The sequence below is a fragment of the Stenotrophomonas sp. 85239_Sma genome (genome assembly GCF_056481725.1).
In genome coordinates, this window is the sequence record NZ_CM151163.1 from 1,456,116 (window position 1) to 1,470,761 (window position 14,646).

Genomic DNA, 14,646 nt, shown 5'->3' on the forward strand with positions numbered 1-14,646 from the left:
GGATGCGCTGGAGTGCCCGGTCAGGGTAGCGAGGGCAGGGGGAGGCGACAAGCTCTTGACGGCACGCGATATCGCATTCGCGCTATCGCTTCCCACGGTTCGCAGGCGAACCGCGGGCCCTGTCTCAGCACGCTTCCACGCCCCCGCGCCCTTGGCGCGTCCCCTGACTCAGGGGGACTGTTCCCCCGCTGGGTTGCGGCAGCCGTTCAGGCGATTCAGGCCACCGCGATGGCCGGGGCCGCTGCCTGCGCCGCTTCCAGGCATTCACGCACCGGGGCGAAGCTGCGCCGGTGTTCCACGCAGGGGCCATGTTCGCGCAGTGCGGCCAGGTGGGCGGGGGTGCCGTAGCCCTTGTGCTGCTCGAAGCCGTACTGCGGATGGCGGGAGTGGATATCCAGCATGTAGCGGTCGCGCGAGACCTTGGCCAGGATCGAGGCGGCCATGATCGCCCGGTCGATGCCGTCGCCGCCGACCAGGGCCTGTGCCGGCAGCACCAGACCCTTGGGCACCACGTTGCCATCGATGCGGGCGAAACCGGCCACGTGCGCGACCGCTGCAACAACGTCACGCATGCCCTGCAGGGTGGCCTGGTAGATGTTCAGGCGATCGATCGTGTCCACGTCCACCAGCACCACATGCCAGGCCAGGGCGCGCTCGATGATGCGGTCATGCAACTGCTCGCGGCGGGCCGCCGTCAGCTGCTTGGAGTCATCCAGGCCGTTGATGCGTGGCCGGGACGGGTCGAACACCACCGCCGCGACCGCTACCGGCCCGGCCAGTGGGCCACGCCCGGCCTCGTCGACACCGGCAACCAGGCGTTCCGGCTCGACTACTGCCGTGCCGTCGAACAGGGCCAGGCTGGCCGCTGCGGCGTGGCGGCGGTTCATGCCTGCGCCTGGTCGCGCATCAGCAGCTCGCCAACGGCATCGGCGGCACGCGCCGAGGCGTTTCGGCGCAGGCGCTCGTGCAGGCGCACGTACGTGTCCTGCAGGTCGATCACCCGCTGCGGATGGTCGAACCATTGCTGGATGGCCGCGGCCAGCCTGTCCGGCGTGCAGTCGTGCTGCATCAGCTCCGGCGCCAGGTCCTGGCCGGCCAGGATGTTGGGCAGGGCGAAGCGGTCGACCTTGATCAGGCCAAGCGCCTTGACCAGTCGGTAGGTCAGTTCATTGACGCGGTAACCGACCACCATCGGCCGCTTCACCAGCATGGCTTCCAGGGTCGCAGTGCCGGAGGCCAGCACCACCACGTCGGCGGCGATCATCGCGTTGCGTGCCTGGCCATCAAGCACATGCGAGTAGGCCACCGGCAACGCGGAGCGCGACAGCTGTTCTTCGATCAGCTGCCTGCACGCCGGGTTGGCGGCAGGCACCACCACATGCAGGCCCGGAATGCGTTCGGAAACCTGCCAGGCGGCTTCGAAGAAGGGTTCGCCCAGGCGCGAGATCTCGCCCAGGCGGCTGCCCGGCAACACCGCCAGCACCTTGGCCGAGGCCGGCAGCCCGAGCGCGGCGCGTGCGTCCTCACGGTTGCCCTGCAGCGGAATGTCATCGGCCATCGGGTGGCCGACGAAGCGCGCGTCGATGCCGTGCCTGGCATAGATCGGCGGTTCCATCGGGAACAGGCACAGCACCAGGTCGGCGCTGCTGCCGATTTTCTCGGCGCGCTTCTCGCGCCAGGCCCAGACCGAAGGGCTGACGTAATGCACGGTGCGCACGCCACGCTGCTTCAGCCAGCGCTCGATGCCCAGGTTGAAGTCGGGCGCATCGATGCCGATGAACACGTCCGGTTGCCATTCCAGGGCGCGCTGGCGGAACGCCGAGCGCAGCTTGAGCAGCCGCGGCAGGTGGCGCAGCACTTCGGTCAGGCCCATCACCGCCAGCTCGCTGGCATCGTGCCAGGTCTGGCAGCCGGCGCTGCGCATGGCATCGCCACCGATGCCGGCGAATTCGGCATTCGGGAAGCGTGCCTTCAGTTCACGCACCAGGCCCGCACCGAGCAGGTCTCCGGAGGCCTCGCCGGCCACCAGTGCGATCCGCAACGGGCGCTCGCTGAGCACCCGCTGCGCGGGAACGCTGCCGGCCATCGAGGCCAGCGGGATCACCGCGGCGCCGGCCGGCGCCTGGCCGGTCGTGCTGCTCATCGCAGCAAAGGCCTCTCGGCGTGCTCGATGAAGTCCAGCATGGCCTTCACGTCATCGCTGTCACGCGCCTGTTCGGTCAGCTGCACCTTGGCTTCGGCCAGCGGCAGGCCCGCCACGTACAGCGTGCGGTAGGCACGCTTGATGGCGGAAATGCGCTCGGCGTCGAAGCCGCGGCGCTTCAGGCCTTCGCTGTTGATGCCACGCGGGCGGCCCAGCGAGTCGGTGCCGACCATGGTGAACGGAGGCACGTCGCCGTTGGTCAGCGCGCCCATGCCGAGGAAGGCATGCGCGCCGATGCGGCAGAACTGGTGGGCACCGGCGAAGCCGCTGATGATCACGTAGTCGCCCACGGTCACGTGGCCGGCCAGGGTGGTGTTGTTGGAGAACACGCAGAAGTTGCCGACATGGCAGTCATGCGCAACGTGCGTGTAGGCCAGCATCCAGTTGTCGTCGCCGATGGTGGTGATGCCGCCGCCGCCGCCGGTGCCGCGGTTCAGGGTGACGAATTCACGGAACACGTTGCGGTCGCCGATCACCAGTTCGGTGCGCTCCCCTGCATACTTCTTGTCCTGCGGTTCGCCACCGACCGCGGCGTGGCCGATGAAGCGGTTGTCGCGGCCGATCTTCGTCGGGCCGTGGATGCTGCAATGAGGGCCGACCACCGTGCCAGCACCGATTTCCACATCGGCCCCGATCAGGGTGAACGCGCCCACCTGGACGTCATCGGCCAGGCGCGCGGCCGGATCGATGACGGCGGTGGGGTGGATCCGCGGTGCGTTGTCAGTCATTCCTGCCTCCAGTGGATCAGCCCTTGGCGCCGGCACACATGACTTCGGCCGAGGCAACGACTTCGCCGTTGACCTTGGCTTCGCCGTAGTACCAGCCCATGTTGCGGATCAGGCGCTTCATCTGCACATCCAGCATCAACACGTCGCCGGGAACGACCTGCTTGTTGAAGCGGGCATTTTCCACCTTGACCATGTAGAACAGCTTGGACTGCGAGTCGCGGCCGAGCGTGAGCTGGGTCATCACGCCACCGGCCTGCGCCAGCGCTTCGATGATCAGCACGCCAGGCATGATCGGGCGGCCCGGGAAGTGGCCCTGGAAGAAGGGCTCGTTGATGCTGACGTTCTTCTGCGCAAGGATGCGCTTGGCCTCGACGTCGAGTTCAAGCACCCGGTCCACCAGCAGGAACGGGTAGCGGTGCGGGAGCAGTTCCTGGATCTGGCAGACGTCGATCGGAAGCTGCAGCGAATCGTTCATTCTTTCTCCTTGCCAGCAGCCAGGACGCGGCGAGCCAGTGCGTCCAGCTGCTTGAAGCGCGCGGCGTTCTTGCGCCACGTGCGGTTGTCGGTCAACGGGGTACCGGACGAGTACTCGCCCGGCTCATGGATGGAGTTGCGGACCACCGACTTGCCGGTGATCACGACCTTGTCGCAGATTTCAAGGTGGCCGACCACGCCGACGTGGCCGCCGAGCAGGCAGTAGCGGCCGATCCTGGCACTGCCGGCGATGCCGGTACACCCGGCGATGGCCGAGTGCGCGCCGATCTGCACGTTGTGCGCGATCTGCACCAGGTTGTCCAGGCGCACGTCTTCGTCCAGCACGGTGTCTTCCAGCGCACCGCGGTCGACGCAGGTGTTGGCGCCGATCTCGCAGTCATCGCCGATGCGCACGCCGCCGAGCTGCGGCACCTTGATCCACTTGCCAGCGTCCATGGCCAGGCCGAAGCCATCGGCGCCGAGTACGGCACCGGGATGCACGCGGACGCGCTTGCCGAGCTTGACCCGGGTGACCAGGGTGACCCGCGCGATCAGCTCGCAGCCGCTGCCCAGGCTGCAGTCTTCGCCGATCACGCTGCCGGTGCCGATGATGCAGTTCTCGCCGACCACGCTGCGTGCGCCGATGGAGACGAACGGACCGATATGGGCGCTGGCGGCGACCTGTGCGCTGGGATCGATGACGGCGCTGGGGTGGATGCCCGGCGGCCGCGTCGGCGCGATGTCGAACAGCGCGGCGATCTTGGCGAAGGTGGTGTACGGGTCCTTGGCCACGAGCGCGGCGCCGGGGGCGGCCTCGGCGTCGTCGGCACGCAGCACCACCAGCGAGGCCTGGCTGTCGGCCAGCTGGGCGCGGTAGCGCGGGTTGGCGAGGAAGGTCAGCTGGCCTGGGCCGGCATGGGCGAGGGTGGCCACGCCATGGATGGCGGTGGCGGGGTCGCCATGGACCTGCAGGCCGAACTGCTCGGCGAGTTGCTGGGCGGTGTAGGTGGGAGTATTCACGGCGGGAGTTTAACGTGTGACGGCATTGCGGTCATGCGGGGTCAAAAGCGGCGCCTGCCTGATGTCCCGGGGTGATGGCGCAGGGGGCAGCCCAGGACACGCCTTAAACCCATCCCTGGGGGCTCGATGGCGCCATCCATGGCGCCAACGGTCCTGGTCAGCCCCCTGCGCCATCACCAGATGATTTCACGCGAGCGCGGGAAGTAACGGCTGGCGTCGAGCAAGCAAAACGAAAACGCCGGGCAATGCCCGGCGCTTCGCACCCCGTCTGGTGGAGAGCCCCCCTTTGTTAAGGGGGGCGCGCCGCTGGGAATCGCAGGAGCGATTCCCAACGTTGCCATGCAACGGCCCGAAGGGCGCATGCCATGGATGGCATGCGTAACGGCGCGGGGGATAGGTGAAATGCGGGGGCAATTCACCGGAGGTGGATCAGTTCTGAGGAACAGAGTTCCTCAGAACTGGCCACCGAACGTGAATTGCAGGCGTTCGATCTTGTCATCGTCTTCCTTCTTCAGCGGGAAGGCGTAGCTGATCGAGATCGGGCCGACCGGGGCGCGCCACAGCAGGGCCACACCGGTGGACACGCGCAGCTCGTTGGCCTTGAAGTTGTCCACGCCGGTATACACGTTGCCGAAGTCGACGAAGGCCGACACGCGCGCCGACGGGCTGTCGAACAGGCGCGGGAAGTAGGCTTCGACCGAACCGACGGTCTTCAGCGAACCACCCAGCGGCTGGCCTTCCGGATAACCGGTGGTGACTTCGCGCGGGCCGAGGGTGTTGTCCTCGAAGCCGCGCACCGAGTTGGTACCGCCGGCGTAGAAGTTCTCGAAGAACGGCAGGCCGCTGGCGGTGATGGTGCGGGTGGTGCCATCCGGATTGGTCAGCGTGCGGGTGTAGTCGTTGCCGTAGGCATCGCCGTAGCCGATTTCCGCGCGGGTGTTGATCACCAGCGACGGCATGATCGGCCAGTACTTGCTGATCTGGTAGTTCAGCTTGTAGTACTCGATGGTCGAACCTGGCAGCGTGGTCTCCAGGCCGATGCGCTGGTAGGTACCGCGGGTCGGCATGAAGTAGTCGTTGCGCGAGTCGCGCGCCCAGCCCAGCTCGGTGCGCCAGGCGTGGAAGGTGCGCTTACCGACCGCGTTGATGTAGTCGATGATCGACTGCGGGGTCGAGCCCTGGTAGGTGGTGATCTGGTTGCTGTCGATGCCGAACATCAGCGAGACGGTATCGGTCTCGGTCAGCGGCACGCCGAACACCACCTGCGCCGAACCATTGGTGCTGTTGTACTGCGCGGTGTTGAAGTCGGAGTAGTCCAGTTCGCGCCAGGACAGGTTGTAGCCCAGCGAAACGCCGTCATCGGTGAAGTACGGGTTGGTGTAGCTGAAGCCGTAGCGCTGCAGGTAGCTGCTGCGCGAGGCTTCGACCGACACGCGGTTGCCGCCGCCGAGGAAGTTGTTCTGCGACAGCTGCACCGAGGTAGTCATGCCGTAGGACTGCGAATAGCCCAGGCCGAACACGAAGCTGCCCGAGGTGGTTTCCTTGACGTTGTAGACGACGTCGACCTGGTCGTTGCTGCCGCTGACCGCCGGGGTCTCCACTTCCACCGATTCGAAGTAGCCCAGGCGCTGCAGGCGGATCTTGGAGCGGTCGATCGCGGCCTGCGAGTACCAGCTGTTCTCGAACTGGCGCAGCTCGCGGCGCATCACTTCGTCGGAAGTGCGGGTATTGCCGCGGAACAGGATGCGACGCACCGATACGCGCGGGCCGGGCACGACCTGCATGTTGATGGCGACGGTCTGCTCGGCGCGGTTGGTGGTCGGGATCGGGTTCACCTTGGCGAACGCGTAGCCGATGTTGGACAGCGAATTGGTGATGGTGTCCGAACTGAATTCCAGCAGGGCACGCGAGAACGTGTCGCCGGACTTCTGGATCACCATGCGCTCGACGTCCTCCTGCGGGAGGATGGTGTCGCCGCTGACCTTGATCTCGGAAATCTTGTACTGCGCACCCTCGGTCACGCCCGCGGTCAGGAACATGTCGCGCTTGTCGGGGCTGATCGATACCTGGGTGGAATCGATGCTGAAATCGACGTAGCCGCGGTCCAGGTACCAGGAGTTGAGCTTTTCCAGGTCGCCGGACAGCTTTTCCTTGGAGTACTGGTCGTCACGGCGGTACCACGAGGCCCAGTTGTGCTCCTTGGACTCCCAGGTCTCCAGGATGTCCTTGCTCTCGAACTTCTCGGTGCCGACCAGGTTGACGTGGCGGATCTTGGCCGCCTTGCCTTCCTTGATGGCGATGGCGATGTCCACGCGGTTGCGGTCCAGCGGGCTCACCGTCGGAGTGATGTCGACGTTGTACTTGCCGCGGTCGTTGTACTGGCGGCGCAGTTCCTGGGTCACGCGGTCCAGGCTCAGGCGATCGAAGGTGCCGCCCTCGGTCAGGCCGATGTCGGACAGGCCCTTGAGCAGCTGGTCGGACTTGATGTCCTTGTTGCCGGTCACGGTCAGCTTGTTGATCGCCGGGCGTTCCTTGACGGTCACCACCAGGATGGTGCCCTGGCGGTCCAGCTGCACGTCTTCGAAGAAGCCGGTCTTGTACAGGGCGCGGATCGTCTCGCCGACCTTGTTGTCGGTGACCGTCTCGCCACGTTCCACCGGCAGGTAGGTGAACACCGTGCCCGAGCTGATGCGCTGCAGGCCATCGACGCGGATGTCGCTGACAGTGAAGGGCTCGGCTGCCTGGGCCAGGGCGGGAGCGCCGGTGACGGCGGCGAGGGCGAGGGCCAGCAGGCGGCGATTGGGGAGTCGCGTCATGTCACGTCCGGTAGGAAGGTCGATTTCATTGGTGCGGGATGCCGACGCTGTAGACGGCAACAACGTGGAAAAGTTCATCGCGGGACCAGGCCGAGGATGTCGTTGTAGAACGCCAACCCCATCAGCCCGGCCAGCAACGCCAGGCCGATGTATTGGCCGGCGGCGATGGCACGCTCGCTCAGCGGGCTGCCCTTGACCAACTCGATAAGGTAATACAGCAGGTGCCCGCCGTCCAAGATCGGGATCGGCAGCAGGTTGATGATGCACAGGCTGAGCGACAGCAGGGCAAGGAACTGCAGGAACCAGTCCAGGCCACGCTTGGCCGAGACATTGGCCACGCGGGCGATGGTGACCGGCCCGGATACGTTCTGCAGCGAGGCCTTGCCGGTGATGATGCGGCCCATCATGCCCAGCGAGTCGGCCGCCAGGCGCCCGGTCTCGCGCACCGCCACGGTCACTGCATCCAGCGGCCCGTAGCGCAGCAGGGTGTCGTAGGCGGGGCTGTAGGTGGTGGGGAAGCCGACGCCGATCTGCCAGACCGGGTTGCCCTTGCCGTCCTTGCCCTGGCGCGGGGTGACTTCCAGCGCCAGGCGCTCTCCGCCTCGCATGACCTCGATCATGCCCGGGCCACCGGCGCGGCCCAGCGCCTGGATCTCGCCGATCACCTGGTCGACGCTGTCGATGCGCTGGCCATCGATGGCCACGATCAGGTCGCCCGGCTGCAGTTGCCCGGCCACCACGGAGTCTGCGGTGAGCGAGTCGACCCGCGCCGGTTGCAGCCACGACTGCCAGTACAGGCCGGCCAGGATCGGCACCCGCCGTTCATCGAAACCGGCCGGCAGCTGTGACAGCGGCAGGGTGCGCACGCGCACCTGGTCGGCCGGATCCAGTACTTCCAGCTTCACGTCACGGCGGTCCATGGCAGCGGCGGTCAGCGCCATGCTGGCCTCACCGAGGGTGGCCACCGGCCGCTCGTCCACGCGCAGCACGCGGTCGCCGCTGGCCAGGCCGGCGCTGGCGGCGATGCCGCTGGCGCTGCCGATGGTAGGCGAGTAATCCTGCTTGCCGATCACGAACATCGCCCACAGCAGCAGGATGCACAGGAGCAGGTTGGCGATCGGGCCGGCGGCGACGATGGCGATGCGCTGCCAGACGGTCTTGTGGTTGAAGGCCTGGCCGCGCTCGTGCGGGTGGACTTCGACCTCGCGTTCGTCGAGGAACTTCACGTAGCCACCCAGCGGGATGGCGGCAATGGCGAACTCGGTACCGTGCCTGTCGCGGCGCGACCACAGCGGCCGGCCGAAGCCGACCGAGAAACGCAGGATCTTGACCCCGCACAGGCGCCCGACCCAGTAATGCCCGAACTCGTGGAACGTGACCAGCAGCCCGAGGCTGACAATCATCCACCAGACCGATCCGATGAAGTCAGTCATGCAGGCTCACAGTGGCGGGCAGGGGCGGCGTCGTCATGCTGGGCGAGGCGGTCGTTCAGGCGGCGTCGATGGCGTTCAGGGTCAGCTGGCGTGCCCGCTGGTCGGCGGACAACAGGACTTCCAGTGTATCGGCTGCTTGCGTCGGCAGTGTTGAAAGAGCGTTAGCAACCAGCTCCGGGATCGTCAGGAAACCGATCCGGCCCTGAAGAAACGCTGAAACCGCCTCCTCGTTGGCGGCGTTCAGCACTGCCGGCGCGGTGCCGCCGGCCTGCATCGCCTGCCAGGCCAGGGCCAGGCAGGGGAAGGCGTCGGTGTCGGGGGCCTCGAAATCCAGGCGGCCCTGGGCCAGCAGGTCCAGCCCGGCCACGCCCGATTCGATGCGCTGCGGCCAGCCCAGGCCAACGGCCAGGGTGGTGCGCATGTCCGGCAGGCCCATCTGTGCCAGGGTCGAACCATCGACGAACTCGACCAGCGAATGCACCAGGCTCTGCGGGTGCACCAGCACTTCGATGCGGTCACCGGGCACGGCGAACAGGTGGTGGGCCTCGATCACTTCCAGGCCCTTGTTCATCAACGTCGCCGAATCGACCGAGATCTTCGGTCCCATCGACCACTTCGGGTGGGCAACGGCCTGCGCCGGGGTCACCTGGGCCAGCTCAGCGCGGCTGCGGCCACGGAACGGGCCGCCGGAGGCGGTCAGCAGGATCCGGCGCACCCCGGCGCCATCGACGCTGGCGTCGCGCGAGCGCAGGCACTGGAAGATGGCGCTGTGTTCGCTGTCGATCGGGATGATTTCGGCCCCGGCACGTTCGGCGGTGCGGGTCAGCAGTTCGCCGGCCAGCACCAGCGATTCCTTGTTGGCCAGCAGGATGCGCTTGCCGGCGGCAGCCGCGGCCAGGGTCGAGGACAGGCCGGCCGCGCCGACGATGGCCGCGACCACGGTATCGCAGGCGTCGCTGGCGGCCAGCTGGTCCAGCGCGGCCTGGCCGGCATGGGCCTCGGTGGCCAGGCCGGCCTCGCGCAGGCCGTCGCGCAGTTCGGCGAACAGCGATGCGTCGGCGATCACCGCGTGCGCCGGCTTGTGCTGGCGGCACAACGCCAGCAGCGCCTGCACCTGGCGCCCGGCGGCGAGCACGGTGGCCTGGTAGCGCTGCGGGTGGCGGGCGATCACGTCCAGCGTGGAGGCACCGATCGAGCCGGTAGCGCCGAATACGGCGACCCGACGCAGGTCTGCAGCAGCATTCATGGTCAGAACCCGAAGATTTCCTTGCCCAGCGCGAACACCGGTACGGCGGCCAGGACGCCGTCGACCCGGTCGAGCACACCGCCATGGCCCGGGATCAGGTGGCCCGAGTCCTTGGCGCCGGCGTGGCGCTTGATCAGGCTCTCGAACAGGTCGCCCAGCACCGAGGCGAACACGGCCACCACCGCGGTGATCAGCAACCCCGGCAGGTGTGCGGTATCGAGACCGGCCAGCCAGCCCAGGCCGAGGGCCACCGCGACACCGGCCAGCAGGCCGCCGAACAGGCCTTCCCAGGTCTTGTTGGGGCTGATCCGCGGGGCCAGCTTGTGCTTGCCGAAATGGCGGCCGGCGAAATAGGCGCCCGAGTCGGCCGCCCACACCAGTGCCAGCGCAGCCAGCAGCCACAGGTGGCCCTGCCTGCCCGGCGGATCGCCACCGGCATGGATCAGTACCAGTGCGGCCCAGGCCGGGACGATGGCCAGGGTACCGGCCAGCATCTTCAGGATCCGCGAGGGCGCCGACGGTTGTGCGCCGAAGTTGAAGAAACGCAGCCAGACCAGTGCGGCCAGCCACCAGGCAACGCCGGCCAGGGTGGTTATCTGGAACAGCACCAACGTACTGCCATCGGCCCAGACCAGCAGCACCATCAGCAGCAGGTTCAGCACCAGCAGCACGGTGCGCGCCAGGGTGTCTTCGATACCGGCCAGCTTCAGCCATTCCCACAGGCCGATCAGCAGCACCGCGGCGGCGGCGGCAGCCAGCCACTGCGTGGGCAGCAGCAGGATCGCAGCAATGGCAACCGGCGCCATGATCAGCGCGGCAAGGACTCGGGTCTTGGTCATGGGCTGGAAGTCTCGGTGGCCAGTGCGGCGATCTGGGCGCTGGTCAGGCCGAAACGACGTTCGCGGCCAGCATAGGCATCCAGCGCCTGCTGCAGCTGCCCGGCATCGAAGTCCGGCCACAGGGCCTCGGTGAACCACAGCTCGGTATAGGCCAGCTGCCACAGCAGGAAGTTGCTGATGCGGGTGTCGCCGCCGGTGCGGATGAACAGATCCGGCGGCGGCAGGTCGGCCAGGGCCACCTGGCTGCCCAGCAGCGATTCGTCGATCTGCTCGGGCAACAGGCGACCGGCTGCCACCTCGGCGGCCAGGGCGCGCGCGGCGCGGGCAATGTCCTGGCGGCCGCCATAGCTGGCGGCGATCGACAGGGTCAGGGTGGTGTTGTCGGCGGTGCGCTGCTCGGCCAGCTGCATGCGGCTGACCAGCCCGGCGCCGAAGCGCTCGCGTTCGCCGATGAAGCGCACGCGCACGCCGCGCCGGTGCAGCTCGTCCACTTCGCGGTCGAGCGCGCCGAGGAACAGCTTCATCAACGCATCCACTTCCTCCTGCGGCCGGCCCCAGTTCTCGCTGGAGAAGGCGAACAGGGTCAGCGCTGGAATGCCCAGTTCAAGGCAGCGCTCGATGGTGCGGTTGACCGCGCGCGCGCCGGCACGGTGGCCGATCACGCGCGGGCGACGGCGCTGCTGTGCCCAGCGCCCATTGCCGTCCATGATGATGGCAATGTGGCGGGGCAGGGCGGCCGGCAACGGAGGCGGGGCTGAAGGCATCGACTTCAGACCGAAAGCAGTTCTTTTTCCTTGTCGGCAACGACCTTGTCGACGTCCTTGATGTTGGCGTCGGTCAGCTTCTGGATGTCGTCTTCGCCGCGCTTCTTCTCGTCTTCGCTGATCGCCTTGTCCTTGACCAGCTTGGCGATTTCCTTGTTCGCGTCCTGACGGATGTTGCGGATCGCGATCTTGGCGCCTTCACCTTCCTTCTGCACCTGCTTGGCCAGCTCCTTGCGGCGCTCTTCGGTCGGCGGCGGCATGTTGATGCGGATCGCGGTGCCGAGGGTGTTCGGGGTGAACTCGGCATTGTAGAGACCCTTTTCGATCTCCTTGATCATGCTCTTGTCGAACGGGGTGACCAGCAGCGAGTGCGCGTCGGCGTTGGAGATCGACGCAACCTGGTTCAGCGGGGTGCTGGCGTTGCCATAGGCACTGACCGTCACGCGGTCCAGCAGGGCCGGCGTGGCACGCCCGGTCCGGATGGAAGTGAGGGTGTGCTTCAGAGCGTCGATGCTCTTGGCCATGCGCGTCTGCGCGTTGTTCTTGATGTCGTTGAGCATCGCCCGGTCCTGGATGTATCTGGAATCGGGCGATTATAGGCGAATACGGGACGCTGCCGGGCCTGAATCGGCCCGGACGTCGCTTTGCGCTCAGCCTCAGGCCGGGTCGCGGCCCTGGACCAGGGTGCCGATGTTCGCGCCGTTGAGGATCTTCAGCAGTTCGCCGGGCTGGCCCATGTCGAACACGCGCATCGGCAGGTCGCTGTCGCGGGCCAGTGCGAAGGCCGCGGTGTCCATCACTTCCAGGCCGCGGCGGATCACTTCGTCGTAGCTCAGGCTGTCGAAGCGGACCGCATCGCTGTGCTTGTTCGGGTCCTTGTCGTACACGCCATCGACCTTGGTGGCCTTCAGCAGCAGGTCGGCGCCGATCTCGATCGCGCGCAGGGCGGCACCGGAATCGGTGGTGAAGAACGGGCTGCCGACGCCGGCAGCGAAGATCACCAGGCGGCCCTTTTCCAGGTGGCGGATGGCGCGGCGGCGGATGTAGTCCTCGCACACGTCGTTGATCTTGATCGCGCTCATCACGCGCGCCTTGGCGCCCAGCTTCTCCAGGGCGTCCTGCATGGCCAGGGCGTTGATGACCGTGGCCAGCATGCCCATCTGGTCGCCGGTGACCCGGTCCATGCCGCCAGCGGCCAGGCCGGCGCCGCGGAAGATGTTGCCGCCACCGATCACCAGCGCCACTTCGGCACCGGCCTGCTGGGCTTCGATGACTTCACGGGCCAGGCGATTGATGACTTTCGGGTCGATGCCGTAGTCCTCGTCTCCCATCAGCGCCTCCCCGGACAGTTTCAGAAGGATGCGGCGATAGGCGAGCTTGGACATGGGGACCTCGGGTGCGTGGAAATCGCGGGCGATTCTACGCGCATGCGGCGTCGTGCCAAAGTGTTTTGTGCACTGCGGCGCAGAATCCGGCGGTTCGCCCGGGTCAACGGGCGTCCCGATCAGCCCAGCTCGGCGCTGGCGGTGGCCGACAGCTCGTCGTGGCCGAGGGCACCCGGTGAGCGGGCGATCACCCGGTTGCGGCCCAGGTTCTTGGAGCGGTAGAGCACATCGTCGGCCGCACGCAGCAGGTCCTGTACGTCGGCGAAGCGCTCGTAGCCGCCTTGGGTGGCCACGCCTGCGGAGAAGGTGACGAACAGCGGCCCGCCTTCCAGTTCGGCCATCGGCGTGGCGACGATGTTGGCCAGCACCCGGCGGATCACGTCCAGGGCCACCGATTCACTGGTATTGGGCAGTAGCGCGACGAATTCCTCGCCGCCGAAACGGGCGACGGTGTCGCTGTTGCGCAGCTGCCCCTGCAGCTTGCCGGCGAAGGCGCGCAGCACCTCGTCGCCGGTCAGGTGGCCGTGGGCGTCGTTGATCTTCTTGAAGTCATCCAGGTCGATGAAGGCCACCGACAGCGGCCAGCCCTGGCGGCCGGCGCGCAGGAATTCCTGCTCCAGCACCGCTTCCAGCTGGCGTCGGTTGAGCACGCCGGTCAACGCGTCGCGATGGGCCTGGTCGGCGAGGCGCTTGGCGCGCGCTTCGAACTCGTCGGCGCGGCGGCGTGCCTGGTCGGCATCCTGCAGTTCGCGCAGGTTGCGCAGGGTGGCCAGCTCCTGCGCGTGATCGATCAGCTCGCGCACCCGCGATGGTGAATTGAGGCCGGCATCGAACAGGCTGGCGATGTCCGGCAGGGCCTCGCTGATGCGGGCCAGTACCTGGTCGAAGCGCGCGCTGTCCAGTTCCAGGCGGTCGTGCACCTGCTGCAGGGCGCGCTCGCGCGCGGCATCGGCGTCGGCATCCAGCCAGATGTCGGCCACGGCGCCGGACAGCTGCACGCAGGCCTGGAACGGCGATTCGGCGGTGTCCTCGTCCTCGCTGTGGCTGATGCTCTCGACCAGGTAGCGCGGCAGGCCCCATTGCTCGGCCACCCATGCGCCGACCTCGGCGTGGCAGCAGCCCAGTTCTTCGCGCTCGCGGGCGACCAGGTCGATGTTGTCGCGTGCCTCGCGCAACAGCGGCAGGTAGCGTTCCGACTCGGCCTGGGCCAGGCACAGCACGCCCAGGTCCTGCAGCAGGCCGGCCAGCATCAGTTCCTCCAGCCGGCGCAGGCCTCGCGCCTGGCCCAGCTGGCTGGCGGCCAGGGTGCTGAGGATGCTGCGCTTCCACGCGCGCTGGCGCAGGTCCTGGTCGGCGCCGGTGCCGCCGGTCAGGCCCTGGGTGACGGTGAAGCCGAGGGCGAGGCTGATCGTGGCGTTCAGGCCCAGCATGGTCAGCGCCTGGCCGAGGTTCTCGATGCGGCGGCGGCTGGCGTACAGCGGCGAATTGGCGATGCGCAGCATGCGAGCGCTCAGCGCCATGTCGATGGCGATGATGTCGGCGGCGGTGGCGATGTCCGCTTCCGGGTCCTGGGCCAGTTCGATGATGCGCAGGGCAATACCGGGTGGCGAAGGCAGGTTGCGGCAGAGCGCCAGGGCAGCTGTCAGCTCGGGAGGCATGTCGGGTCGTTCAATTCCATTGGGACAAGAATACCTAGGAATGCATCACAGTCCGCGATTTTCGTTCCTGCTAGGTGACT

13 protein-coding genes are annotated in these 14,646 nt (G+C 67.4%); all 13 read right to left on the reverse strand.

Annotation, left to right across the window (positions count from 1 at the left end):
* Positions 1-215 precede the first annotated feature (215 nt).
* A complete protein-coding gene (locus ACYKG1_RS06840) occupies positions 216-887 on the reverse strand; it encodes a ribonuclease HII (RefSeq protein ID WP_100471748.1) in 672 nt (223 codons plus the stop codon).
* Positions 884-2,086, reverse strand: a complete 1,203-nt coding sequence (lpxB, locus tag ACYKG1_RS06845; protein ID WP_262084677.1) for a lipid-A-disaccharide synthase — start codon at positions 2,084-2,086, stop codon at positions 884-886. Before lpxB ends, ACYKG1_RS06840 begins: the two co-directional genes overlap by 4 nt.
* A gap of 53 nt (positions 2,087-2,139) precedes the next feature.
* On the reverse strand, positions 2,140-2,931 hold the full coding sequence (gene lpxA / locus ACYKG1_RS06850) for an acyl-ACP--UDP-N-acetylglucosamine O-acyltransferase (RefSeq protein ID WP_197614917.1): 792 nt from the start codon (positions 2,929-2,931) through the stop codon (positions 2,140-2,142).
* A 16-nt stretch (positions 2,932-2,947) separates the two neighbouring features.
* Entirely contained in the window at positions 2,948-3,406 is a 459-nt protein-coding gene (gene fabZ, locus ACYKG1_RS06855) for a 3-hydroxyacyl-ACP dehydratase FabZ (protein WP_100471751.1), read from the reverse strand.
* The gene (lpxD, locus tag ACYKG1_RS06860) at positions 3,403-4,425 is read right to left on the reverse strand and encodes a UDP-3-O-(3-hydroxymyristoyl)glucosamine N-acyltransferase (RefSeq protein WP_100471752.1); all 1,023 of its coding nucleotides are present in this window, start codon (positions 4,423-4,425) and stop codon (positions 3,403-3,405) included. The genes fabZ and lpxD overlap by 4 nt, the downstream gene beginning before the upstream one ends.
* A 452-nt stretch (positions 4,426-4,877) precedes the next feature.
* Entirely contained in the window at positions 4,878-7,241 is a 2,364-nt protein-coding gene (gene bamA, locus ACYKG1_RS06865) for an outer membrane protein assembly factor BamA (RefSeq protein WP_262084506.1), read from the reverse strand.
* 74 nt (positions 7,242-7,315) lie between these two features.
* Entirely contained in the window at positions 7,316-8,674 is a 1,359-nt protein-coding gene (gene rseP / locus ACYKG1_RS06870; protein ID WP_262226465.1) for an RIP metalloprotease RseP, read from the reverse strand.
* 55 nt (positions 8,675-8,729) lie between these two features.
* The gene (locus tag ACYKG1_RS06875) at positions 8,730-9,920 is read right to left on the reverse strand and encodes a 1-deoxy-D-xylulose-5-phosphate reductoisomerase (protein ID WP_100471755.1); all 1,191 of its coding nucleotides are present in this window, start codon (positions 9,918-9,920) and stop codon (positions 8,730-8,732) included.
* A 2-nt stretch (positions 9,921-9,922) separates the two neighbouring features.
* Entirely contained in the window at positions 9,923-10,759 is an 837-nt protein-coding gene (locus tag ACYKG1_RS06880) for a phosphatidate cytidylyltransferase (RefSeq protein WP_100471756.1), read from the reverse strand.
* Complete coding sequence (uppS, locus tag ACYKG1_RS06885; protein WP_100471757.1) at positions 10,756-11,523, reverse strand: polyprenyl diphosphate synthase; 768 nt, start codon at positions 11,521-11,523, stop codon at positions 10,756-10,758. The genes ACYKG1_RS06880 and uppS overlap by 4 nt, the downstream gene beginning before the upstream one ends.
* Before the next feature lie 5 nt (positions 11,524-11,528).
* Entirely contained in the window at positions 11,529-12,083 is a 555-nt protein-coding gene (gene frr / locus ACYKG1_RS06890; protein ID WP_014036506.1) for a ribosome recycling factor, read from the reverse strand.
* Positions 12,084-12,179: 96 nt separating this feature from the next.
* Positions 12,180-12,908: a UMP kinase gene (gene pyrH, locus ACYKG1_RS06895; RefSeq protein WP_014646500.1), complete on the reverse strand. Its 729-nt coding sequence runs from the start codon at positions 12,906-12,908 to the stop codon at positions 12,180-12,182.
* Between the two features lie 119 nt (positions 12,909-13,027).
* Entirely contained in the window at positions 13,028-14,566 is a 1,539-nt protein-coding gene (locus tag ACYKG1_RS06900; protein ID WP_478472216.1) for an HDOD domain-containing protein, read from the reverse strand.
* Between the last annotated feature and the right edge of the window lie 80 nt (positions 14,567-14,646).